Raw genomic sequence first — 23,405 nt, forward strand, 5'->3', positions numbered from 1 at the left:
GAACGGCGGCTTCATGGCCATTTCTTGGCGGCAGCTTCTTCATATTCCTGCGGGGTTCCGCAAAAGACGATCTCGCTTCGGTCGATCAGTTCGTAGGCAACGCGTCCGCCGTTCTGGATCAGCAGGTTGTAGCAGGGTGCGACGTAATATTCGCCGCGATTCACGAGCTTGTTGGCCAGCTGGTGCTCATAGGCTTCGTTGAAGATGCGAGCATCGGCAAAGTGATAGAGGCCGTCGCTGCACAGGTTGGAGATGCGCTCCTTCTCGGTCGTCCGGAGCACCGCATGGCCGGGGCCGGGCTCCACGAACGACCAGTGATCGCCGTCGCCTTCGAATACCTCCAGGTAACCGAGCGCATCGGCGGCCAGCTCGGATTTTCTGAACCCCGGCCTGATGGTGTCGATGTTGAAGATGTACACGGGCTCGTCGGACCGAAGCTGCTGCAGCCCGCGGTAGACGGAGTCGGCCTGGCCGAGGGTGTCTCCTTCCAATTCGACGATGCGAAATTCCTTGACGCCCAGGTTCTTCAGCTCCTGCCTCAGGTACTCCGCAATCTCGTGATCGCGCCGCACCACGAAAAGAAAAAGGTCGTCCTGGAAGTAGTGCTCGAACGACTTCACGACGTGAAAGAAAACCGTATGGCCGTGCAGCGGCAGGCGGTATTTGGGCAACGCATAGCCGGCCTCCGTGAAGCGGCGGCTCTTGCCCATCATGGGAATGACAAACATCTTTCAGTGCTCCATTTGCTCGAACAGGCGCAATGCATTGGCAAGCATGGCGCGCTGGCGGCGCGGGTTGTCCTGGTGCAGCGGCAGCATGGACAGGAACAGCATCACGGTGACCGGCGCCACATGGCGCGCCGTCATGCCGTTCAGCAGGGGCAGGCCGGCAAACAGCTTCTGGATCGCGGCGGCGTCTTCGTCGGCGTGGATGCGCAGGTTGAAATCCAGCCCCGTGCCGTCGTCCACATCGAAGGCATCCGCGACGATGTAGTCGTACAGGCCGATCACCGAATGCGCGATCTTCGCGAGGTCGTAGCGCAGGTCGCCCAGCAGCCTGGGTTCGCCTCGGAAGTTGAGGCCGCGCGGGTCGATCACCTTGATGCAGTCCGAGCGCGTGTCGAACAGGATGTTGCTGAAGCACAGGTCGCCGTGCATCACGCCTGGCACCAGCGGCACGCGCGCCGCGGCCTCGACGCAGCGCTGCAGCATGTCCGACAACGACGGCAGCGGCCGCCCGTTCAGGCGCGTGGGGGCCGAAAGGCTCAAGCCGCTGCTCGCGGCATAGGCATGCATGCGCTCGCGGGTCTTTTCCCCCAGCATTCCCCGGCTGTCCTCCTCCACCAATTGCCGCTCGCTCCCGGTCAGGGGCACGGCGGCCTGGCAGGCGCTGAGCCAGTCGGCCAGGTGCTTGAACACCCGGGACCAGAACGCCGTGGAGTTGCGGCCATGCACATACAGCTCGTTGAGCGGCGCCATGCACATGTATTCGAGCTCGTAGCCATACCCGTCCGAATCCACCTGGCCGTGGCTCAGCAATTGCGGCACATACACGCGCAGGCGGGAAGGCAATGCGTCGAACCACTGCGCCTCGGCCTTGATCTTTTCGGCGGGGCGGCCCGTCTTGCGGACGCGGCGGTCTCCGATCATCAAGTCGTTGAACGAGCGCTGCGTGGTGATCTGGGCCCGCGAGCGGTAGAAGGTGTTGACGTGGCCGAAGTCCGACCACTTCTCGGAGTGGATACGCTGCAGGTAGCAGGCCTCGTCATAGGCGGACACGGCCTTCTCGAACGATCCGCGCGCGGCGACCAGGCACTTTGCCAGCCGGCTGACCGATTGAAACGCAAAGTAGCCGCACCAGACCCGCGCACCGGCGCCCGAACCCTGGTCGACGTGCCAGTCGTAGTCGTCGGCCGACTCGGCCACGCAAAGGCAGTCCCAGGCGGCCGGAAGGTCGAGGATCAGCGTGTCGCCAAGGAGGATGCGAAGCCCCTCGTCGTAGGTGCCGACGGTGTTGATCGAGAAAAGCAGCGAATCGGCCAGGGTGAGGCCGTCGGGCACCCGCAGCACCTGGATCGCCTGGGCCTCCAGCGCGCGCGCATCGCGGTGCGCGATGGTGTAGCTCTCGGGCAATGAGAGATAGATGCTCTCGGCCGGAAAGTGCGTGTGCAATACCGAGAGCTGCCGCAGGAACAGGCGGCGGTTGCCAACGGGCAGAAAGGCCGGCGGCAGGCGGCCGAATTCCGATTGCAGTTCGGAATCGACGTAGGCGGCGGAAGTGATGATGATCACTTCTCATGCTCCAGCAATCGGGCGATTTCTTCCTGGCTGTATTTCAGGAACTCCGAAGGACGGATGGCGCGGTCATCCACATAGAACCCTTCTTCGCCGCACCAGGGTTTGCCCACATGGATCTCGTCGTAGGGCACGTCATGGCGGCCCAGCCACTCGATGATGATCGGCAAGGTGTGGGCATTGATCTTTCCGATGTTGCCGGCAAAGCTGTTGACGTTGCGGCTGGTGTATATCGCGATGGAAAACCCCATCGCCTGATAGTTGCGGAGCCGATCGATCATCTCCAGCCGCGGGCGGGCGTTTGCGTAGTCCTTTGCCTCCGCGATGCACAAGGTATGGTCCAGATCGAAGATCAATCGCTTCAATTCATTTGCCTCTGTTCTCGGAATATGGCTTTGCGGTCAACGGCATCTTCAGCCCGGAGATGCAGGATCGAGGGCCAGAAACCGAACGACCTCTGGCGTGGAGATCCGGAAGGAGCCCACGGCGCGCTGAACGGCCCGCATCAGGATCGGGTTGTTCGCGACGGAGCGCTGGTCTTCATTGGTCCATTGATTCGGCTGCCGGTTCTTTTCCCGCGTGACCTTGTCGTCGTCTTCATCGAGTTCCTGAAGAATCTTCAGCATCAGGGAATGTCCGCGCCAGACCTCGTCCCGGATCACCGGTGTTCCATCGGCAAACCTTCTGCTGCGCAATTCTGCGGGGATGATCATCGGCGCGTCCTGGCTCTTGGCGAGTTCGGCCAATCGGTTCCAGAAATGCCTCACGTCATAGGGATTCGGGTTGAGGAAAACCCGTTCGCTGAGCTCCTTCTGCGAGGAAGGAAGCGGGGTGCTCCACATTTCGCGATTGCGCTCGTTCTCCGCCAGAGTGACCCATTCCGCCCATTTCGCCATGCCTTCGAGGAACCAGCTCGCGCGGAACATGGTGTAGCCGTACTGGTACAGGTGGAACAGCTCATGCGGGATGAGGTAGTCCTTCACCCGCTCATGATTTCCGCGCATTGTGGAATTGATGCCGATGGAGATCGAGCATCTGCCATCGCGGTTGCGGCTGCCGGGATAGCGGACCACGCCGGAGAAAGACAGCCCTCTTTTCTTCGCGTTCTCCTCGCTGTAGGTGCCGAAGTCCAGGAAGTCGATGTCGATGGATTCGGCGCGCCGAAACCTGGTGCTGCGCAGCGGGTCGCGAAAGCCGTTCCGGTTGAATATCTGGCGGACCGTGTCCAGGTGCAATGCCGCGTCCTCGACGATGTCGGGCACGCCGTTGCGATTCAGATCCACGTCGGTGTACAGCGCGTGCGGCCCTGACTGCGTGTAGAAAACCCGGATGCCGTTGAACTCGAACTTCTGCTCCAGTTTCAGCCTGTGCGGATTCTTCGAGGCTCTGCATGCGGGTGCCTCTTGCAGGTCCTGCGCCAAAACTGCGGAAGTGGAGCTCAGTACACACGCGATCGCTCCGCCTGCGATCAGTTGCTTCCATGGCGATTTCTTGGCCGGCATTGCTGCTCCTGTTGCATATCCTGCATGGCTCGCCAGGCGAGGCTCGATCAACGGACAACTCTTCAGTTCAGGGAATTCCAGAGCAACTTGTCCATCTCGCTCAGGGGCCCTGAAGGCAAGTCGGCACTCAACATTCTTTTGAGTTCCGCCCGGCCGTACGATGCCGCCGGCATGGCTTCGGTCGGGTGGATGTCTTGCAGCGGCTCGCGCCGGACGCCCTGGAAGAGCAGGGCATGCGCCAGGGAGCAATGAGACCGCAGGCGCCTTGGAAATCCGAACCATCCTTCCTCGGCGGCCTGTGTCTGAAGCGCAAGGGTATTGGCGTAGCAGCGCATGGAGTCGGCGGATCCGATGGCAAATTGATCCCCTGCATAGAGGGTCTTCGTGATCATCAGGTTGTTGAAGTAGATCAGGCGCTGCTTGCGGCATTCCTCGGCCATCTTCATCCAGTCGGGCTTGCGCTCTCCACCCCGGAAGGCGCGGTCCGGCCGGATCCTGAGCACCAGGTCATAGGCCTCCCCATCCTCTTCCATCAGGCGGTGCGCCTCCCGGATCTTGTAGAACATCTTGCGCTGGTTGTTGGCGTCGTTCTCGAATTCAGGCCGTTGATGGCTTTCGATCACGACCTTCGCGTCGGTCCCGTAGACCGCCCGGATGTCCGATTCGCTCACGGTCGAGGAAACGGCCAGCAGCGAGAAGAAGTTTGGATAGGATTTCTTCAGGGCTTCCATGCCGTACAGGAATCCCGCCTGCTTGTAGGCCGCGGCAAATGGCGTGTACTTGAATATCCTGTCGACACCGTTGCCCGAGATCGGATCGGGAAGCCGCCAGCCGGTGTCCTCCCAGGTGTGCACAAAATATTTGACGCGATGCTCGTGTAGGTGGAGGTTTTTCCAGGTCTCGAAAGCCTTGGCGTATCCCCTCAACTGGCCCGAAACGCAAACGGCAATATTCAGGTGCTTTCTTGAAACCGTGACCGGGCGCCTGGCGTCGACGCAAAAGGCGCGCGCGATTCTTGCGCTGGACTGCGCCGGCCCGGCATGGCCGAGGGCGGGCGCCGGGTAAAGATCGTGTACCTGGTTGAGCACGCGGTCATAGACGGCGTGGTCCAGCAATGCATAGCCCAGGATCAGGAGGCGGCATATGGCCGCCTCGTTCAGGCAACGCACTCCTTTTTCATCCTGCAGCATCTCCAGGACGAAGCTTCTGAAGATCTCTACATTTTTCGGAAGGACGGTCTGGAAGAATTTGCACAGGACTTCATGGTTGTACCGTTCGAGGAAATCGACCAGCGTTTCCTTGCCGATGTCTTCCCCGTAAGCTCGAAACCCCTCGATCGCCAGCATCAGGGCGGTCTTGTCCCGCGTGTTCTTGAAGGCCTTGTTTTCAATCAGCGGTCTGGCAACGTCCGCGGCACTCGTGTAGGTTGCGCCATGGTGCCGTTTGAGGCCTGCCAGGTAGGTGGCGAAGCCGAGGGGAGATGCATCGATCGTTTCCTCCAGCTTTCGCGCAAAGTGACCGATCTGCCCCACGATCAGTTGCGTGGATGCGATGTCGATCGCTTCGGAGTCCCTCTTCTCGAATGCGTCCTTCCATCGCCCGCTGGATCTCAATTCCAGCGCAGCGCTGGCGTTGCCCGAGAGGATCAGGCCGTCGTGGTATCTCGAAAGAATGTCTTTCGCGAAGTCATGCCCAGCGTCCAGGGCACGGCGCAAGCGATACAGGCTCAGTTCCAGCTGGTCCGACTTGCTGAAGGCTTGCAGTTCCGCGTCCATGTCCGCGACGCAGCGCCATTCGTTGAAGCTGTCCATTTCACGCTTCGGCGGATCGGCGCGTTCCGGCGGAGGCGCCGGTCATGCGGTCCGCTCTGCAGCGGCAGGCGCTTCCTGCAGCACGGGCAGCCGGGGCTCGGCGAGCATCGAGAAGTCGGGGCCCGGGCTCAGGCCCATCAACAGATGGACGCGATTGGAAGGCTCGTTGCTGCGATTGACCGCGCGATGGTTCAGGTCCACCCGCACCAGCCATGCAGAACCGTCGGCGGGCAGGTGCACGCTCTCGATACTGCCATCGGCACGCTGCCACTCGAAGAAGCAATTGGAATTCGTGATGATGGGGATGTGCAGCCGCCATGTTTCCCTGAGCGCATCGGTGTGCAGCGGCATCTCTTCGCCTTCGCTCTCGAGCTGCATGATGCGGGCCCGGAAGTGCTCGATGCCGCGATGGTGCAGGCTCTCCATGACCTCGGCGAGGTAGCCCGTGCACACCTCGGTGGGCGTGACTCCCCGGCTGGGAGCGGCGGCCTGCGCCGTGGCGATGCGCCGGATGCCGTCCGCCAAGGTGCCGTCGCGGCTGGTGACGGCCCAGCCGATGTAGTCGACCCGGTTGTCCCGGTAGGGCACGGCCGGCTGCTGCTTGACATGGTCCAGGAAGTGGGCGCGGAGCTTATCCGGATCGACCTTGAAATCAGCCAATCTCGCGAACATGACGTCTTTCGAGCGCTTCATGGTGTCTTCTCGTCCTTCCATGCCCGAGCAAAAAAGCCATCTTCTTTGCTGATTTATACAATTGATACACATACTAGCACCGGCCTCGAAGGGCTCGCGTGCTGGAAATCACGAAACCGCGTTGCAAAAGTGAACCGGGTTCAGGCCGTTTGCTTCCCCTCGCCGCTCGGTTCGGCAGGTTCAAAATAAGCGGGGTTCCACCCTCACGACACACATGAGAGCCATCGCGCCCCTTGCGGCCCTTGTCCTGTCCACTTGCCTTGCCATGGTGCCCCAGGCCCGTGGCCAAGCCGCCCAGAGCCCGCCGCCTTATGCCGGCCCGCTATTCGACACGCACCTGCACTACAACCAGGAAGCCTGGGACGGCAGCACCGGACCCTATCCGCCCGCTGAGGCGCTCGCGCGCATGCAGCGCAACAACGTGACGGCCATCATTGCCAACTCGCGGCCCAACGCCGGCACGCAAACGCTGGCCGCGGCGCGCGAGACCCGCGCTGCGGGCGTGACGGTGGTGCCCTTCGTGCGTCTGTACCGCAACCGCGACGACTACAGCAACTGGTTCCGCGACGAGAGCATCCACGAGATGGTGCAGGCCGAGCTGGCGCGCGGTACCGCGAGCGGGCCCTACCGCGGGCTCGGCGAGTTCCACCTGTACGACAGCGCCAATGCCAACGGCCCGGTGGCGAAGAAGCTGATCGCGCTGGCGGAGCGCCAGAAGCTCGCGGTGCTCGCGCATGTCGACGACGTGGCGATCGATTTGTTGATGGCCAACGCGCCGTCGAAGGGCCGGGACCTTCGCCTGATCTGGGCCCACACCGGCATCGGCGGCGCGCCCATCGAGCGGGTGCAGGCGCTGCTGGAACGCTATCCGCTGCTGATGGGCGAACTCTCGTACCGCCCGGGCCTGACCTGCGAGGGCGGCAGGCTCTGTCCCGAGTGGCGTGCGTTGATCCTCAAGTACCCGGAGCGTTTCATGATCGGCTCCGACACCTGGGTGAACCAGCGCTGGAGCGCCTATGACGAGATCATGCGCGGCTACCGCACCTGGCTTGGCGACCTGCCCCCCGACGTAGCGCGGCGCATTGCCTGGGGCAACGCGGCCGCGCTGTTCGACCTGCGCTGAGCGGTTCGCTCAGCCGCCGGAGCCGCGGGGCGCCACGGCTGCGCCCTCGACGCCGTGGCGCCTCAGCGCATCGGCCACGAACCCCGAGGCCTTCATTTCCTCGATGAAACCGCTGAGCCAGGCCTGCGCCGCAGTGCGTCCCTTGGGCACGCCCACGGCCTGCTCGATCACCATGAAGCGCCCCGGCAGCAGGCGCACGCCGCCCACGCGCGTGGCATCGGCTTCGAGCTGCTGCCTCACCCCGGCGGCCACCTCGAGGTTCTGGGCGAGGAACTGGTTCGTGACCTCGGGCGAGGTCGGTGCGCGCACCAGCGTGGCGGCCTTCAGCTCGCGCGTCAGGTACAGGTCGTAGGCGCTGCCGCGGCCCACCACCACGCGGTTGCCGGCGCGGTCGACGTCGGCGTTGCGCTGCAGCGGCGAGGCGCTGCGCACCAGGTAGGCGCCTTCGATGATCACGTAGGGCGCGGTGTATTCCATGTCCGCGGCGCGCACCGGGTCGATCGCGACGAAGGCCATGTCGACCTGCCGGGCCTTGACGGCTTCCACCACGTTGCCGGCGGAGTTGAACTGCACCAGTTCGATGGGCAGGCCGAGGCGGCGTGCCGCCTCGCGCGCGAGGTCCACCGAGACGCCCTGCGGCGCGTCGCCCGCACCGCGTTTGGCAAGAATCGGATTGCCGAAGTTGATGGCCGCGCGCAGCTTGCCGGTGGCGCCGAGCTGCGCCGCGGCGGCAGCCTGCGAGCTGGCCGTGGTGCCGGCGCAGCCCGCCAGCAAGAGCCCGCCCGCAGCGCAGACGGCGCGGCGGTTGATGGTGTGGTGCATTGCGCGCAGAAAGCCGGGCTGCGTCATGGGCGTCTCCTGTGCGCCGGTCAAAGCCGGCGAGGTGTTGTGAATGAAAGAGTCATACGTTGAAGGCTTAGCCAGCTACGGCGGCCCCGAGTCATGCGTGCACATTCGTGAGGGTGTGGGCGAAGCGTTGACAGGGGTACGCGCGGGCCGGGTATCGAGCCGCGTAATACATGCCCCGCGGCGAGAGCTGCGGGTGGTCCGGGGTGCCGAGGCAGTAGGAGATTGCCGAAGGCCACACCGATGCTGCCGCTTTGGCGAGGTGGCATGGGACCCCGCGCGGTCAGAGACCCCGCGCACGCGCGGAAACACCTTGCACGGAAACCGGGAGATCCCGCGTCCTTCTGCAACGCGCTGGGAAGCGTCGAGTGCAGAGCGCATCGTGAAGCCCAAGGGCGTACGACGATGAGCGATAGGAGCGGGAAGTCGGACTGCTGCGTAGTACCGAAGAAGCTGCCGAACAAGGCTGCGGGGGAAGCTCCTGCGGCGGCGGAGGCGGTGGAGGGAAGGCGGCAGGCCAAGGGAAATGCCATCGCGGCGCGCATGTCCCGCAGATCGGTGCGGGTCTATGACATGGGAACCGCGCTCGATGGCATACGACAGACGGCAAAGGGCCGTCGTGGTGCGAGGTTCACTGGACTGCTGCACCACATCTACGCGGTCGAACGCCTTGAGGCGGCCTACCTTGCGCTCAAGCGCGACGCGGCCGCTGGGGTGGACGGCCAGACCTGGCAGGCGTACGGGCAGGACCTGGAGGGCAACCTCCTGGATCTGTCCGAACGGTTGGCCCGAGGGGGCTACCGGCCCCAGCCTGTGAAGCGGGTGTACATCGACAAGGCCGACGGCAGCAAGCGCCCGCTGGGCGTGCCGGCGCTGGAGGACAAGCTCGTCCAGCGCGCCACGGTCGAAGTGTTGAACGCCATCTATGAGCAGGACTTCCTCGGGTTCAGCTACGGCTTCAGGCCCGGCAAGAGTGCGCACAACGCGCTGGATGCCGTGGCGGTAGGTGTGCACAGCAGACGAGTGAGCTGGATTCTCGATGCGGACATTGCCAAGTTCTTCGACACAATCGAAAGGGACTGGCTGGTGAAGTTCATCGAACACCGCGTGGCGGACACGCGCGTGGTGCGGCTGATCAAGAAATGGCTGCACGCGGGCGTGCTGGAAGAAGGCAGGCTGAGGCAAAGTGAGGTGGGTACGGTTCAGGGTGGGAGCATCAGTCCGCTGCTGGCCAACATCTACCTGCACTATGCGTTCGACCTGTGGGTGAAGCAGTGGAGGGGGCGCCATGCCCGAGGCGACGTGATCGTCGTGCGTTACGCCGACGATTGGGTAGCCGGGTTCCAGTTCCGCGACGATGCCGAGCGCTTCCAGCGCGCGGTGGCCGAGCGGCTGGGCCAATTCGGGCTGAAGCTGCACCCCGAGAAGACGCGGCTGATCGAGTTCGGGCGCGTCGCCCGGGAGAATCGACGCCGCCGAGGACAAGGCAAGCCGCAGACCTTCGACTTCCTGGGGTTCACGCATTGCTGCGGGACGACGAGGAAGGGCCACTTCATGGTCCTGCGGCTCACCAGTGCCAAACGCCTGCGAGCCAAACTGCAGGTGGTCAAGCTCGAACTCAGAAGGCGCATGCACCAACCCATCCCGGAGCAGGGCCAGTACCTGCGGGCGGTGGTGGCCGGGCATGCGCGCTACTTCGGCGTGCCGTGCAACGGCGCGCGGCTGAGGACATTCCGCTTCCAGGTCGCCGGGCTGTGGCATCGCACGCTGTGCCGCCGCAGTCAGAGCCATGGCCTGACGTGGCGTCGAATGTATCGATTGATGGCGCATTGGCTGCCTGTTGCGAACATCTGCCACCCGTACCCGAACCAGCGTCTGATCGTCATGACCCAAGGCAGGAGCCGTATGCGGTAGCTCCGCACGTACGGATCTGTGGAGGGGGTGCTGGGTGACTGGCATTCCTACTCCTACTGTCAGGGGCGTGCCAGCGCCGCAAGGCCGCGAACATCGGCGGCCGTTCCGAGCGACCAGCAGGCCGCCAGCAGCTCGCTGGTGCGCTGCGCGCCCAGGATGCCGTCGGACAGCCCGTGGAACTTGCGCTCCAGGTCGGCGTCGCTCATGGGGCGCTGCAGCGAGCCGATGGCATGCTCGATGAACACATGCTCGCGGCGGCCGTCGGTCAGCACGGCAGTCACGTCGGCGCTGGCCTCGTCGATGCCGTCGTCCACCGTGGCCATCACCTTGCGGCGCAACGCAACCACGTCGGGCCGGTTCACGATCTCGTCGGCGAATTCTTCCTCGGCCGCGCGGCCGAACAGCAGGCCGGCCGCGCACCCGTGGTAGACGCTGAACTTGCCTTGCAGGCCATCGGCCGGCTCCTTCTTGCCCGTGAGTTCGAGCACCAGCGAATGCACCTTGAGTTCGATGCGTTCGATCTGCTCCGGCCTGATGCCGCGCTCGCGCAGTTGAACGCAGGCGTCGATGCTCGGGTGAATGACGATGCCGCAGGCAAAGGGCTTGTAGCTGTTGAAGGAGATCTCGAAGCGCTCGCCGAGCTCGTCCGTGACTTCGTTCCAGGCGTACTTGGTGGACACCACCTGCGCCCATCCGCGCGGCGCCTCGATCGCCCTCGGGCTCGCGGTGTAGCCGTGCTGCGCCATCAGCGCGGCCATCAGGCCGGCACGCGCCGCACCGCCCGGATGGAAGGGCTTGGTCATGGTGCCGAACTGCTCGCGCAGGCCGACCGGCTGCGACGCGGCAATGCCGAGCGCCATCGCCGTGCGGTCCGCATCGAGGCCGAGCAGCCGGGCGCAACCCGCCGCCGCGCCGAACATGCCCGTGGTGCCGGTGATGTGCCAGCCGCGGTCGTAGTGCTCGGGGTAGACGGTGTTGCCCAGGCGGCAGGCCACGTCGATGCCCAGCACCAGCGCATCGAGCACGGCGCGGCCGCTCGCGCCGGTGTGCTCGGCCAGCGCGAGCACGGCCGGGGCCACCGGGCCGGCGGGATGGATGATGGTCTTGAGGTGGGTGTCGTCGAAGTCGAAGGTGTGCGAGGTGATGCCGTTGAGCAGCGCCGCGCTCGCGATGTCGACCTTCTCGGCGCGGCCGAGGAGCGTGGCCTGCGGTGCGGGCTGCAGCACCTGCACTGCGGCCAGTGCAGCCTCCATGGCTTCGTGCCGCGCGGCGCCGACAGCGCAGCCCAGCCAGTTGAGGAAGGTGCGATGCGCCTCGTGGTCCACCGCGTCGCTCCAGCCGCGCGAGGCGTGGCCTGCGACGTATTCGGCAAGGATGCGGGTGATGGGAGGGGCGTTGTGGTCGGCGGCGACCTGGGTGTTGCGGGCCATGTGTGCGAAGTCTCGGGTGGGTAGCTAAGAAAAAAGGAAACGGGCTTCAGGTGTTGAGTTCGATCTTGCGGTCGCGCGCGAGCCGGGTCCAGCGCGCGAGGTCGGCCTTGATGTAGTCGCCGAACTGCTGCGCGCTCATCGGCATGGGCTCGACGGCCTCGACCGCGAGCTTCTCGCTCAGGTCGGGCGCCTTGAGCACGGTGTTGAGGGTGTCGTTCAGAAGCTTCACCACGGCCGCCGGCATGCCGGCCGGGCCGACCACGCCGTACCACTGCATCGCGTCGAAGCCCTTCAGGCCCAGCTCCTCGAGCGTCGGCACGTCCTTGATCTGCGGATGGCGCGCCTTGCCGGTGACGGCCAGCGGCCGCGCGCGGCCCGACTTGATGTGCGGCATGGCCGCGGCCAGGCCGGGGAACATGGCCTGGGTCTGGCCGCCCATCAGGTCGGTGAAGGCCGGTGCCACGCCGCGGTAGGGCACGTGGGTCATCTGCAGGTCGGTCTGCTGCTTGAACAGTTCCATCGTCAGGTGCGTGAGCGAGCCCGCGCCCGCCGAGCCGTAGCTGAGCTTGCCCGCCTGGCTCTTCGCGTAGTCGACGAACTGCTTGAAGTCCTTGGCCGGCAGGTCGGTGTTGATGACCAGCACATTGGGCGTGCCGCCGATCATGCCGATGGGCGTGAAGTCCTTCACCGGGTCGTAGGGCAGCTGGCGCGTGGCCGGGCTGGTGCCGTGCGTGGCGACGTAGCCCTGCATCAGCGTGTAGCCGTCGGCCGGCGCGCGCGCCGTATTTTGCGATGCGATCACGCCGCCGCCGCCGCCCTGGTTGTCGACCACGAAGGTCTGGTTGAGCAGCTTGCCCCAGCGTTCGGTGACGGTGCGGCCCACCATGTCGCTGCCGCCGCCGGCCGCCACCGGCACGATGTAGCGGATCGGCTTGCTCGGAAAGTCCTGCGCGTGCGCGAGGCCTTGAAGCCCGAGCAGGGCGGAAGGAATCGCCAGGGTGAAGGTTCGGCGTTGCATGTCTTGTCTCCGGTTGGTTGGTTTGTCTAAGCGAGGGGCGTCGCGCCGCGCCTTCAGCGGCGGCTCTGCAGGCGGTCGTAGGCGTCGCTCACATGGCGCGCCATGAGGTCTTCGCAGCGCGCGATGTCGCCCTTGCGCAGCGCACGCGCGATGCGCGTGTGCTCGGCGATCGACGCCCGCATGCCCATGTCCTGCGACAGGTTCTTCAGGCGCGACAGGTGCAGCTTCTGCACCACGGTGCGGTAGGTCGCGGCCAGCGCGTGGTTGCCCGCCGCCTCGACGATGGCCCAGTGGAAGTTCAGGTTCTCGCGGTAGTAGCGCTGCACGTCGTGCACGGCAAAGGCGGCGTTCATCGCGTCGATGGAGGCATCGAGCCGGTCGGCGAGCGCAAGGCGCGCCGGCGCCTCGAGCCGCGCCGCGCGGCGCCCGGCAAAGCCGTCGAGCAGCCCGCGCATCTCGTAGAGCTCGCGCACCTCGTCGCCGGTGGGCTCGCGCACGAAGACGCCAGCGTGCTTGCGCGCGACCACGAGGCCGGTGCTTTCGAGTTCGCGCAGGGCCTCGCGCACCGGCACCCGCGAAACGCCGAGCCGGGTGGCCACGTCGGGCTCGTTGATGCGCTGGCCGGGCCTGAGTTCGCCGCGCAGGATCATGGCCAGCATGTCGTCGCGCACCAGCTTCGCGAGCGGCGTGTCGCGCACGGTCGAGAGGTGGTCGGCAGAGAGTTCGGCGAGCCAGGGCAGCATGCAAGGTCCTTTGGGTTGCAGGAATATCGTATACGACAGCAGCCGTAAATGTCCACTGTTTATATAAAAGTGTTGACACTTATTGGATCAATGAAAACAATCAGGCCTCTTCAAGGCCTTTCATCGAGTCCGCATGCCCCATTTGCCCGCCTCTTCCGCCCTGCAAAGATTTCGCGTCGTCGACCTGACCCAGGTCCGCGCCGGCCCCACCGCCTGCAGGCAGCTCGCCGACTGGGGGGCCGACGTGATCCAGGTGCAGATGCCCGAGCACATGCGCGGCGACGACACGCTGGGCGGGCAGGACGGTTCCGACTACCAGTACACCCATCGCAACAAGCGCTCGATCACGCTCAACCTGAAGGAGGAGGAGGGCGTTGCCACCCTCAAGCGCCTGATCGCGAATGCCGACGTGGTGGTCGAGAACTTCCGGCCCGACGTCAAGTTCCGCCTCGGCATCGACTACGAAACGCTCGCTGAAGACAACCCCGGCCTGGTCTACGCCAGCATCTCGGGCTTTGGCCAGAGCGGTCCGCTCGCCAGGCGCCCGGGCTTCGACCAGATCGCGCAGGGCATGGGTGGCCTGATGTCGGTCACCGGCCTGCCGGGCGACGGGCCCGTGCGCGTGGGCATTCCGATCGCCGACCTGTGCGCCGGCATCTTCGCGGCGCAGGGCATCCTGGTCGCGTTGCTGGAGCGCGAGGCCTCGGGCCGCGGCCAGTGGCTGCACACCTCGCTGCTCGAGGCGATGGTCTACATGATGGATTTCCAGACCTCGCGCTACCTGATCGATGGCGAGGTGGGCACGCAGGCCGGCAACTTCCATCCGACCAGCATTCCGACGGGTGTCTACAAGGCGCGCGACGGCTACATCAATATTGCCGTCTTCGGCTCCAAGATCTGGGAGCGCTTCTGCCACATCCTCGGCGCGCCCGAATGGATCGAGGACGCGCGCTACCACGACAAGGCCTCGCGCTCGGTCAACCGCGACGCGCTCAACGCCGAGATCGACCGGCGCCTGGCCGCCCACGACCGCAACCACTGGATCGAGCAGTTCAACGCAGGCGGCGTGGCCTGCGGCCTGATCAGCGACATGCGCGAAGTGTTCGAGGAGCCGCAGATCCAGCACCTGGGCATGGTCAAGCACGTGGTCTCGCCGCGGCTCGGCCCGCAGCGGCTCGTCGGCCAGCCGATGCAGCTCGAGCGCACGCCCAGCACCATCGCGCGCGCGGCGCCGCGGCGCGGAGAACACACGGAGGAAGTCCTTGGCGAACTGGGCATCGGCCCGGACGACCTCGCCCGAATGAAAGCGACCGGAGTCTATTGATGAACATGGCCAATCCACCCACCTACGAATCCAGCACCGAGCGCGTGCAGGCCTGGCTCGACGCCGGCACGCTGCACATCCGCTTCAACAACCCCGCGCGGCACAACGCGCTGTCGGTCGACATGTGGGAGGCGGTGCCGCGGCTGCTTCGCACGGCGCAGGACGACGACCGCGTGCGCCTGGCCGTGTTCTCGGGTGCGGGCGAGAAGGCCTTCGTCTCGGGCGCCGACATCTCGCAGTTCGAGGACATGCGCGCCGCGCGCGAGGCCGTCGCCCGCTACGAGGCGATGGCCGAGGATGCGCTGATGAGCATCCACGACTTCCCCAAGCCCACGCTCGCCTGCATCCGAGGCTACTGCATCGGCGGCGGCGTGAACGTGGCGATCAGCTGCGACATCCGCATCGCCGCAGAGGATGCGGTGTTCTCCATTCCGGCAGCGCGCCTGGGCCTGGGCTACCGCTACTCCGCGATGAAGAACCTGGTCGACCTGATCGGCCCCGGCGCCGCGAAGGACCTGTTCTTCACCGCCCGGCGCATCGATGCCGCAGAGGCCAAGGCGCTCGGCCTGGTGACGCGCGTGAGCGCGCCCGCCGCGCTGGAACAGCTGCTGGCCGAATACACCGGCGCGATCGCCGATAACGCGCCGCTCACCATCGCGGCGGGCAAGGCGATCACGCGCGAAATCCTCAAGCCCTCGCCGGAACTCGACCAGGCGCTGTGCGCCTCGCTGATCCGCGGCTGCTTCGAGAGCGCCGACTACACCGAAGGCCGCACCGCCTTCATGCAGAAACGCAAGCCGGTCTTCACGGGCCGCTGAGAACAACAGGAGACACACCATGCAGTCGTACTGGATGCAGATGAGCGGCGAGGCAACCCTCCTCGAAATGCGCGAGGCGGAGGTTCCGAAGCCGGGAGCGGACCAGTTGCTCGTGCGCATGCACGCGGCGGCGCTCAACCGCGGCGAGTTCGTCTCGGGCCACGGCCTGCACGGCCCGGCCGGCAGCTGGAAAGCCATTGGCGGCGAGGGCGCCGGCGAGGTGGTGGCCACCGGCGCCGAGGTCACGCGCTTTCGCCCGGGCGACCGCGTGATGGGCCGCTGCGCGGGCGCCTTCGCCGAATACGCGCTGATGGAAGAGATCGAGGCAATGGCCATGCCGTCCAACCTGTCGTGGGAAGAAGCGGCTGGCGTCGCGCTGACTTTCCTGGTCTCGTACGACATGCTGGTGCTGCAGGGGCGGCTGCGCGCCGGCGAGTGGGTGCTGATCAACGGCGTGTCCTCGGGCGTGGGCGTGGCCTCGCTGCAGCTGGCCAAGGCGCTGGGCGCGAAGGTGATCGGCACCTCGGGCTCGGCCGACAAGCTGGCGCTGCTGCAGAGCCTGGGGCTCGACGTCGCCATCCGCACGCGCACGCCCGACTTCGCGGCCGCCGTGCTGGAGGCGACCCGGGAGCACGGCGCCGACCTTGTCATCAACACCGTCGGCGGCACGGTGTTCGCCGAGAACGTCCGCGCCATGGCCTTCGAAGGCCGGCTCGCCACCGTGGGCTATGTCGACGGCGTGGTGAAGGCGGAGCTCGACCTGGCGGCGCTGCACGCGAAGCGGCTCACCGTGTTCGGCGTGTCCAACAAGCTGCGCAGCAAGGCGCAGCGCGCGGCCGCGGTGCCGGGCTTCGTGGCCGACGTGCTGCCGCACATTGCCTCGGGCCGCGTCAGGCCGCGCATCGACCGGGTTTTCGACTTCGCGCAGCTGAAGGAAGCGAAGGACCGGATGGAAAGCGCCGGCCATGTCGGAAAGATCGCGCTGCGCATGCCGGCCGCAACGGCCTGACTGCAAGGCGCACCACAACTACAAAGAAGGAGACAAGCGCATGCAAACGAAGAACCTCGTCCTCGCATTGGGGCTCTGCGCGTTCGGCCACGCCGCTTGGGCGCAGCCCGCGGACTATCCGAGCAAGCCGATCCGCCTCGTGATCGGCTTCGCCCCGGGCGGCGCGGCCGACTACGTGGCCCGCGCGATGGGCGATGCCTTTTCCAAGGCGCTCGGCCAGCCGGTGGTGATCGACAACAAGCCCGGCAACGGATCGAGCATTGCCGCGGACATCGTGGCCAAGGCGCCGCCCGACGGCTACACGCTGCTGATCGCGAGCCCGAGCAGCATCTCGGTGAACCCGGCGCTCAATTCCAGGCTGTCGTACTCCGCGCGCGACCTCGCGCCCGTCACCAGGATCACCACCTCGCCGCTGGTGCTGGCGGTCAACCCCGCGACCGGCATCCGCTCGGTGGCCGACCTCATCGCGGCGGCGAAGAAGAACCCCGGCAAGCTCAACTATTCGACCTCGGGCAACGGCTCGGCGCCGCACCTCGGGGCCGCGCTGTTCAGCCAGGTGACCGGCACGGAGATGACGCACATCCCGTACCGCGGCGGCAGCCTGGCGATCCAGTCGGTGATGGCGGGCGACACGCAGCTGACCTTCGGTACCTCGCCCTCGGTGCTGCCCATGGCCAGCGGCGGCAAGCTGCTGGCGCTGGCCGTGAGCACGCGCGAGCGCTCGCCGCTGGTGCCTGGCCTCCCCGGCATGAAGGAAGCAGGCCTGCCCGACTACCACATCGAGTTCTGGTACGGCATGTTCGTGCCGGCCGGCACCCCGGCGCCCATCGTGAAGAAGATCTACGATGCAACGATTGCCGCGATGCAGCAGCCCTCGGTCAAGGCCTCGCTGGCGCGCGACGGCACCGAGGTGTCGGTGTCCGCATCGCCCGAGCAGTTCAGCAGCTTCCTGGCGGAGGACGGCAAGTTCTGGGTCAAGCTGGTCAAGAGCGCGAACGTCAAGGTCGACTAGAGACCGGCGGGGCAGCGCGGAGCGCGCGGGATCCGAGCCCGTCTGAAGTTAGGATTGCCCCATGCCCCCGCCATCTTCCAGCACCCGAGGTTCCGCCCTGTCGGATGCCATCGTCAACGAGCTCAAGCAACTGATCTACACCGGCGAGTTCAAGCCGGGCGAGCGGCTCAACGAGGCCGCCCTGGCGCTGCGCATGGGCACCAGCCGCGGACCGATCCGCGAGGCCATCAAGGTGCTGGCGGGCCTGGGCATCGTCAATGCCGTGACCAACCGCGGCGTGTACGTGCGGCAGCTCTCGCTGCGCGAGATGCTCGAGATCTACGAGATGCGCGCGCTGGTGTTCGGCTATGCGGCCGAGCGCGCCTGCGAGCATCTGACCGAAGAGCACAAGAAGCAGTTCGAGGCTTTGCTCGCAGCCATGGACGCGGCCTGCGACGCCGAAGACGGCACGCTCTACTACGAGCTGAACCTTCAGTTCCATGCGCTGATCCTGACACTCTCGAACAACCGGCGCGCCTACCAGGCCTACGACGACTACGTGAAGGAGCTGCACCTGGTGCGGCGCAAGTACTTCAATGCGCCGGGCAACATGCGCCGCTCGAACATCGAGCATCGCGCCATCTTCGATGCAATTGCGGCGGCGAACCGCTCGCGTGCGCGCGCGGCGGCCGAGCGCCACGTGCTCGCCGGCCGGGCGCGGCTGCTGTCGAATTTCGAGGAGCCGCAGCCGGGCGCCTGACACGGCCTTCGGCTACGGCGAGTGGGGCGCGCCGTCCGGCTGCGGCTGCAGCCATCGGCCGGCCTGTTCGTGCAGCGCCTCGATCTGCTGACGGACCAGCGCAAGCTCGGTGCGGAAAAGCCGCGCGGCGTGATCGCCGGCCTCGCCCCTGTGGGGTGCTGCTTCCGGCGGCTCATGATCAACGCGTTCGGCGCTCGCTTCGCCAGCCTCCGGCAAGCCGCCCTCCATGTACGACGCCAGTGCCTCCAGCGCTGCCGCGGTGCCCTCGGCTTCCATGCGCAGGGCATCCAGCTGCTGTGGCGCATGCAGCGCCACGCGGTGTGCGCCGAGTGCCGAGAGGTAGCTCAGCAGCGTGTGCGACTGGATCAGGAAGCGCAGCGCCGTGCCTGCGCGCGGCCGCACGAAACCGGGTTCGCGGAACATCTCGAACACGGCGCTGGACAGCGTCGCATCGGCGTTGTGGGCGTTGCGCCTGGCGAGCCGGTAGGCCAGGTCGTCGCGCGCGCCCGAGCGGTACTGGCTCGCGATCTGCCGCAGGTAGTGCGCGTGGTTGCGCAGCGCCGCTGCCGCCAGGTCGCTGAAGCGCCGCGCCTGCCAGTGGGGCAGCACCAGGACCATCGCCAGCGCGGCGATCAGGCTGCCGATGGCGGTGTCGATCAGCCGGGGCACCATCAGCACGTCGCTGTCGCCCACCTGGTTGAAGCACATCAGCACCAGCACCGTGACGGCCGCGGTCGCAAGCAGATAGCGCGTCGCACGCGTGGCGAAGAAGAACACGCCCGCGGCCACCGCCAAAAGCGATTGGGCCCAGGGCTGGGGAAAAAGCACCAGCAGCGCCCAGCCCGCCACCACGCCGATCGCCGTCCCGGCGATGCGCTGCCCGACGCGCGACACCGTGTCGCCCCAGGCCTGCTGGCAGACGAACAGCGTGGTCAGCAGGATCCAGTAGCCGCGCACCGGATGGATCAGCAACATCACGCCGTAGCCGGCCACCAGCGCGACCGCCAGCCGCAGCGCATGGCGGAACAGCGCCGAACGCGGCGTGAACTGGTGCCGCACGCGTTCCACCATCTCGCGCCCGGAGCGCGGCGAGCGGTCGAACAGCCCCATGTCGGCGCGCCCGGCCCGGGCCGACGGTTCGGTGGCGCCGGCGAGCTGCCGCTCGAGCTGCGCCAGGTTCCACGCCATGGCCTCGACGGACGCGAGCAGTGCCGCCCGGCGCGGTTCGCGCAGCTGCGCGCGCTCGTGATCGATGGCGCTTTGCAGCTCCGCGAGCGCGTGGCCGCTGGCCGGATCGGCGGCAAAGGGTTCGCGCCGCTCGATGGATCGGGCAAGGCGCCTGCAGGCCTCGCCCTGCAGGGTCAGCACGCGCTGGCAGCGGTACAGCAGGTCGCTGTGGAAGAAGGCATCGGCCAGCGCGTTGTAGTCGTCGTGCGACGAGGTGGCGCGCTCGTGCACGTCCTGCGCAATCAGATAGAGGCCGCGGTAGCGCACGATGCGGCCCGTGGGAGCGCGCGTGCTGCCGATGCGCCGGAAGATGCCTTCCTTGGCGGCGTTGAGCTCGGCCACCACTTGCGTGTTGAGCTGCGCGAGCGACAGCCGCTTGCGCTCCATGTCGATGCCGCGCAGCGGCTCGAAGAGCGAGGCCTTGAAACACACATAGTCGCCCAGCACGCGGAACAGCCCCGCCAGCTGCGCCTGCACCGGCTGGGCGGGGAAGAGCGTGCACCATGCCACCGAGAACACGCCATACCATGCCGCGCCCGCCAGCAGCAGCAGGGCCTCCTGGAGCCGGCCAGCGCCGCCCGGGGCAGCCGCGCTGCCGTCGATGCCCAGCATGGCGTAGATCGCCAGAATGAGCGTGGCGAAGCCGACGGCCTTGTAGCGGGGCTCGATCGCGCCCAGCATCGTCAGCGAGAACGCAGCCAGCGCCAGCCCCGGGACGAAGAGCACGGGGTTGTCGATCCAGGACACGACCGCGAAGGCCGCCGCCGCGAAGCACAGCAGCGTGACGGCCTGCGCGCGCAGCCGGCCCCGGCCGCTGTCGTCGGTTTCGGCCAGGGCGCTTGCAATGGCACCCAGGAAAAGCGGCGTCATGGCTTCGGCGTGCCCGCTGAGGCTGCCGATGGCCATCAGGCTGCCGAGCGTGAGCAACACCCGCAGCGGCTGGGCGTGGCCGGCCATCCGGCGAAGCCGCTGGTGGAAAAGATCGAGGGAGAGAGAAGACATTGCCATCGTTTCGCACGATGCGTGCCAGCGCGCGGACTGTTCTGCGGCCGCATCCGCAGGATTCAGCCCGCCTCCGGCCACCGGTGGCGCGTGCCGCCCGCGCGCCGGTCGGCCTTCTCCGCCACCACGCCCTGTGCGCTCAGAGCGCTCGCGCGCTGTTCGAGATGCTGCAGGCACTGCAGGAAGATGTCGAGCTGCGCGGGCTCGATGCCGGCGAGCAGATCGGTGTTGAGGGCCGCGATGCGCGGAAACACCCGCTCGAAGAGCTGCCGGCCCGAGGGGCTCAGCCGCACATGCACACCGCGCCGGTCTTCCTCGTCCTGCCGGCGCGACACCAGCTTCTTCTCGACCAGGCTGCGCAGGCCGCGCGAGGTGCGCACGCGGTCCAGCTGCAGATGCGCGGCCAGCGCCGAGGAGGTCATCTCGCCGTGCTGCGCGAGCGTGCCGATCATTCCCCACTCGCGGCGCGTGATGCCGAAGCCGCCCTCGACCAGGCGCGTGGCCATGCCGCTGGCGGTGCGCACTGCGCGCGAAAGCCGGTACAGGAGCAGCTCGTCCAGGGAGCGGGGCGCGCGCAGGGCGCTGGCATCGGGGAAGGCTTGCATGCCTTGCGTGTCGTGCATCAGGTCGGGCTCGCGCGGAAGTGATGGATAAATCGGAAACCCGAAGAAAAACAACAAACTAGAAGGGCTCGTGTGCTTTCGTGTGCATTCGCGAAGAGCTTCCAGCAGCAATTTCCATCAAGCTGTCGCAAAGCTCGTGCTGTCGGTGATCTTTTGAAGGCGCAGGGAGCGCAAATCGCGTAAGCAGGAACACCAGAGGCCCAGCATCTGAGGGGAATGGTCCGATTTTAGGAGGAGCGCCCATGGCGGCCCTGGCCCGGGGCAGGCGGCGCCGATCCCGGATGCTGTTTCAGCGGTAGGCGCGAGCCGAGTTCGTCGAAAAGAACTTCGTCTTTGCCAGCTCGGATTTGTCCCGCATGAACCACAGGGCCGAGCCCAGGATGTCGGGAAACGGGGCCTCGTGCAGGCTGTTGGGCCAGTCGCTGCCAAACAGGCACCGGTCTTCGCCGAACAGTTCCCACAGGGTGTCCAGGCGGTTGCGGGCCTGTGCCGAATCGCTCGCGTTCACGGGAATCTGGGAGATCTTCGCGAACACCCCGGGATGCGCCGCCAGCGTCCGCAGGTTATGCAGGAAGGTCTGTTCCTGATAGACCGGGATGACGGCGCCGGGCAGGTGGTCGACCACGATCCTCAGTGCCGGCACCTGGTGGGCGATCTCCAGCAGGGCCTCGATCAATCGTGCATCGGGGTTGGCGCTGTCGAGGCTGCGGCCGCTCTCGGCCAGCGCGCGCAGGTCGTCAATGAACGCGGGGTTTCGGACTCCTTCGCGCAGGTCGCGATCCCAGAGGTTGCCGCATCGGATTCCGAGGAACAGGGGCTCGGCCGCCAGCCGTTCCAGCGCGGGGCGAAAGTCGTCGGCACCGGGCACCAGGTTGCCGACGAAGCCGAGCATCCGGGCGTCGACGCGCAGCGTTTCCAGCAGCCAGAAATTGTCGTCTTGCCAGGGACTCGCTTCGACGGCGATGGCACCGGTGACGCAGTGCTTCCCCGACGCGGCGAAGTAGTCCGCAGGGAGCGTGGGCCGATGGATCGCATCGTATTTCGGAGGCCACGGAATGCCTTGCGGGCGGCGGGGATCGAACAGGTGAATGTGCGAATCGACGATCGGCCCGGTATAGGTGCCCGACCCCGCGCCGGGCGTTTCCAGCCAGAGTTCGGGGGTCATTGAAGATTGACGAACATGCCGCCGTCCACCAGCAGCGCGGCGCCCGTGACATAGCGGGCCATGTCCGACGCCAGAAAGACGACCGGGCCGGCGATGTCCTCGGGCGCGCCCAGCCGGCCCAGCGTGGTGCGCCGGATCATGTAGGCGCGCTTTTCCTCATCGGCCAAGTCTTCCTGGTTGATGTCGGTGGCGATGGTGCCCGGCAGCACGGTGTTGCAGCGGATGCCGTAGGGTCCGAGCGCGATGGCGCAGGACTGCATCAGCGAGTGCAGCCCTGCCTTGGTCGGTGTGTAGTGCGTCTGCATGCCGCCCCCGACCAGCGCGCTGATCGAACTGACGGCGATGATGGCGCCGCCGCTGCCTTGTTTCTTCATCTGGTTGGCGGCGGCCTGGACCGCGAAGTAGGCGCCGTTCAGGTTGGTGTCGACCGTGCGCAAGTAGGTTTCGCGGGGCATGTCGAGAAAGGAATGGAAGGGGCAGATGCCGGCGTTGTTGACGAACACGTCCACGCCCCCGAAGGCGTCGAGCGCCGCCGTGACCAGCCTGGCGCCGGTGTCCGGATCGGCGGCATCGCTGCCTACCTCGATGCCATGGCTGCCGAAGCCGGAGATTTCCTCCATCAGCGAGAAAGCGGCCGTCCGGCCCTGGGCACTGCCGCTGTGCCCGATGATGACGCGCGCTCCCTGGCGCGCGCATTCCAGCGCGACGGCACGGCCGATGCCGCGCGAGGCGCCGGTCACGATCACGGTCTTGTTGGCTAGCAGCATGCGCAGCGCTCCTTCAGGTGGCTGATTCGGGCGGGAAGGCGAAGACCGGCAGCAGCTCGACGCTGACGGGAGAATGATCGGGATGGGTTTGCATGATGTCCGCCATGTAGGCCCACCAGCGCTGCATCACGGGCGAACGGGGCAACGCTTCGAGCAGGTCGTCGCGCCGGTAGCGCATGACACCGTAGAGCGCGCCGTCCTTCTCGTCGAGAAAGATGCGGTAGTCCTCGATGCCCGCCTGCTGCAGCAATGCCGCCAGCTCGGGCCAGAGGGCGTCGTGGCGGCGCCGGTATTCCGCCGCCTGGCCCGGGTTCAGCTGGAGCCTGAAGGATCGCACGGGCATCG

At 66.5% G+C, this 23,405-nt stretch carries 22 protein-coding genes; 7 read left to right on the forward strand and 15 right to left on the reverse strand.

All coding sequences use genetic code 11. The annotated features are described in order from the left end of the window. Positions 1-11 precede the first annotated feature (11 nt). The 6 genes from VAPA_RS27245 to VAPA_RS27270 form a co-directional block, all read right to left on the reverse strand. Complete coding sequence (locus VAPA_RS27245; protein WP_021003430.1) at positions 12-728, reverse strand: glycosyltransferase family 2 protein; 717 nt, start codon at positions 726-728, stop codon at positions 12-14. 3 nt (positions 729-731) lie between these two features. Further along, positions 732-2,291, reverse strand: a complete 1,560-nt coding sequence (locus tag VAPA_RS27250) for a phosphotransferase (RefSeq protein WP_021003431.1) — start codon at positions 2,289-2,291, stop codon at positions 732-734. After that, entirely contained in the window at positions 2,288-2,659 is a 372-nt protein-coding gene (locus tag VAPA_RS27255; protein ID WP_021003432.1) for an HAD family hydrolase, read from the reverse strand. The genes VAPA_RS27250 and VAPA_RS27255 overlap by 4 nt, the downstream gene beginning before the upstream one ends. Positions 2,660-2,707: 48 nt before the next feature. After that, positions 2,708-3,796, reverse strand: a complete 1,089-nt coding sequence (locus tag VAPA_RS27260; protein WP_021003433.1) for a putative peptidase, MA superfamily — start codon at positions 3,794-3,796, stop codon at positions 2,708-2,710. A 62-nt stretch (positions 3,797-3,858) separates the two neighbouring features. Then, a complete protein-coding gene (locus VAPA_RS27265) occupies positions 3,859-5,607 on the reverse strand; it encodes a hypothetical protein (RefSeq protein ID WP_021003434.1) in 1,749 nt (582 codons plus the stop codon). Positions 5,608-5,649: 42 nt separating this feature from the next. Then, a complete protein-coding gene (locus VAPA_RS27270; RefSeq protein ID WP_021003435.1) occupies positions 5,650-6,300 on the reverse strand; it encodes an aspartyl/asparaginyl beta-hydroxylase domain-containing protein in 651 nt (216 codons plus the stop codon). Positions 6,301-6,565: 265 nt separating this feature from the next. On the opposite strand from VAPA_RS27270, the gene VAPA_RS27275 reads away from it, so the two are divergent. Then, a complete protein-coding gene (locus VAPA_RS27275; RefSeq protein WP_230559081.1) occupies positions 6,566-7,423 on the forward strand; it encodes an amidohydrolase family protein in 858 nt (285 codons plus the stop codon). 9 nt (positions 7,424-7,432) lie between these two features. On the opposite strand, the gene VAPA_RS27280 is transcribed toward VAPA_RS27275, so the two are convergent. Beyond that, positions 7,433-8,272: an ABC transporter substrate-binding protein gene (locus VAPA_RS27280; protein ID WP_021003437.1), complete on the reverse strand. Its 840-nt coding sequence runs from the start codon at positions 8,270-8,272 to the stop codon at positions 7,433-7,435. Positions 8,273-8,674: 402 nt separating this feature from the next. Here VAPA_RS27280 and ltrA point away from each other — a divergent pair, with 402 nt between their 5' ends. Beyond that, complete coding sequence (gene ltrA / locus VAPA_RS27285; RefSeq protein ID WP_051255411.1) at positions 8,675-10,183, forward strand: group II intron reverse transcriptase/maturase; 1,509 nt, start codon at positions 8,675-8,677, stop codon at positions 10,181-10,183. 59 nt (positions 10,184-10,242) lie between these two features. Here ltrA and VAPA_RS27290 read toward each other — a convergent pair whose 3' ends face one another. Genes VAPA_RS27290 through VAPA_RS27300 form a run of 3 tightly spaced genes read right to left on the reverse strand, consistent with a single transcriptional unit; the run spans position 10,243 to position 13,374 of the window. Next, entirely contained in the window at positions 10,243-11,613 is a 1,371-nt protein-coding gene (locus tag VAPA_RS27290) for an MmgE/PrpD family protein (RefSeq protein WP_021003438.1), read from the reverse strand. A gap of 46 nt (positions 11,614-11,659) precedes the next feature. Further along, the gene (locus VAPA_RS27295; protein ID WP_021003439.1) at positions 11,660-12,631 is read right to left on the reverse strand and encodes a Bug family tripartite tricarboxylate transporter substrate binding protein; all 972 of its coding nucleotides are present in this window, start codon (positions 12,629-12,631) and stop codon (positions 11,660-11,662) included. Between the two features lie 53 nt (positions 12,632-12,684). Continuing rightward, positions 12,685-13,374, reverse strand: coding sequence for a GntR family transcriptional regulator (locus VAPA_RS27300; protein WP_021003440.1), 690 nt, complete (start codon positions 13,372-13,374; stop codon positions 12,685-12,687). Positions 13,375-13,507: 133 nt separating this feature from the next. Between VAPA_RS27300 and VAPA_RS27305 the strand changes: the two genes are divergently transcribed. The 5 genes from VAPA_RS27305 (at position 13,508) to VAPA_RS27325 (ending at position 18,276) form a co-directional block, all read left to right on the forward strand. Next, positions 13,508-14,698 carry a CaiB/BaiF CoA transferase family protein gene (locus VAPA_RS27305; RefSeq protein ID WP_021003441.1) on the forward strand — a complete coding sequence of 397 codons (1,191 nt, stop codon included), beginning with the start codon at positions 13,508-13,510 and terminating at the stop codon, positions 14,696-14,698. Beyond that, positions 14,698-15,516: an enoyl-CoA hydratase gene (locus tag VAPA_RS27310; RefSeq protein WP_021003442.1), complete on the forward strand. Its 819-nt coding sequence runs from the start codon at positions 14,698-14,700 to the stop codon at positions 15,514-15,516. The genes VAPA_RS27305 and VAPA_RS27310 overlap by 1 nt, the downstream gene beginning before the upstream one ends. A 19-nt stretch (positions 15,517-15,535) precedes the next feature. After that, a complete protein-coding gene (locus tag VAPA_RS27315) occupies positions 15,536-16,525 on the forward strand; it encodes a zinc-binding dehydrogenase (protein WP_021003443.1) in 990 nt (329 codons plus the stop codon). A 40-nt stretch (positions 16,526-16,565) separates the two neighbouring features. Next, the gene (locus tag VAPA_RS27320; RefSeq protein WP_021003444.1) at positions 16,566-17,537 is read left to right on the forward strand and encodes a Bug family tripartite tricarboxylate transporter substrate binding protein; all 972 of its coding nucleotides are present in this window, start codon (positions 16,566-16,568) and stop codon (positions 17,535-17,537) included. 61 nt (positions 17,538-17,598) lie between these two features. Then, on the forward strand, positions 17,599-18,276 hold the full coding sequence (locus VAPA_RS27325) for a GntR family transcriptional regulator (protein WP_021003445.1): 678 nt from the start codon (positions 17,599-17,601) through the stop codon (positions 18,274-18,276). A gap of 12 nt (positions 18,277-18,288) precedes the next feature. Here VAPA_RS27325 and yccS read toward each other — a convergent pair whose 3' ends face one another. The 5 genes from yccS to VAPA_RS27350 all read right to left on the reverse strand — a co-directional run bounded on the left by yccS (position 18,289) and on the right by VAPA_RS27350 (position 23,403). Further along, the gene (yccS, locus tag VAPA_RS27330; protein ID WP_021003446.1) at positions 18,289-20,505 is read right to left on the reverse strand and encodes a YccS family putative transporter; all 2,217 of its coding nucleotides are present in this window, start codon (positions 20,503-20,505) and stop codon (positions 18,289-18,291) included. 62 nt (positions 20,506-20,567) lie between these two features. After that, positions 20,568-21,128, reverse strand: coding sequence for a MarR family winged helix-turn-helix transcriptional regulator (locus VAPA_RS27335; protein ID WP_021003447.1), 561 nt, complete (start codon positions 21,126-21,128; stop codon positions 20,568-20,570). 289 nt (positions 21,129-21,417) lie between these two features. Continuing rightward, positions 21,418-22,293: an amidohydrolase family protein gene (locus VAPA_RS27340; RefSeq protein ID WP_021003448.1), complete on the reverse strand. Its 876-nt coding sequence runs from the start codon at positions 22,291-22,293 to the stop codon at positions 21,418-21,420. Further along, the gene (locus VAPA_RS27345; RefSeq protein WP_021003449.1) at positions 22,290-23,060 is read right to left on the reverse strand and encodes an SDR family NAD(P)-dependent oxidoreductase; all 771 of its coding nucleotides are present in this window, start codon (positions 23,058-23,060) and stop codon (positions 22,290-22,292) included. The genes VAPA_RS27340 and VAPA_RS27345 overlap by 4 nt, the downstream gene beginning before the upstream one ends. Before the next feature lie 13 nt (positions 23,061-23,073). Further along, positions 23,074-23,403, reverse strand: coding sequence for an L-rhamnose mutarotase (locus VAPA_RS27350; RefSeq protein ID WP_021003450.1), 330 nt, complete (start codon positions 23,401-23,403; stop codon positions 23,074-23,076). Positions 23,404-23,405 lie beyond the last annotated feature (2 nt).

Source organism: Variovorax paradoxus B4 (assembly GCF_000463015.1).
GTDB classification, from domain to species: Bacteria; Pseudomonadota; Gammaproteobacteria; order Burkholderiales; family Burkholderiaceae_C; genus Variovorax; species Variovorax paradoxus_E.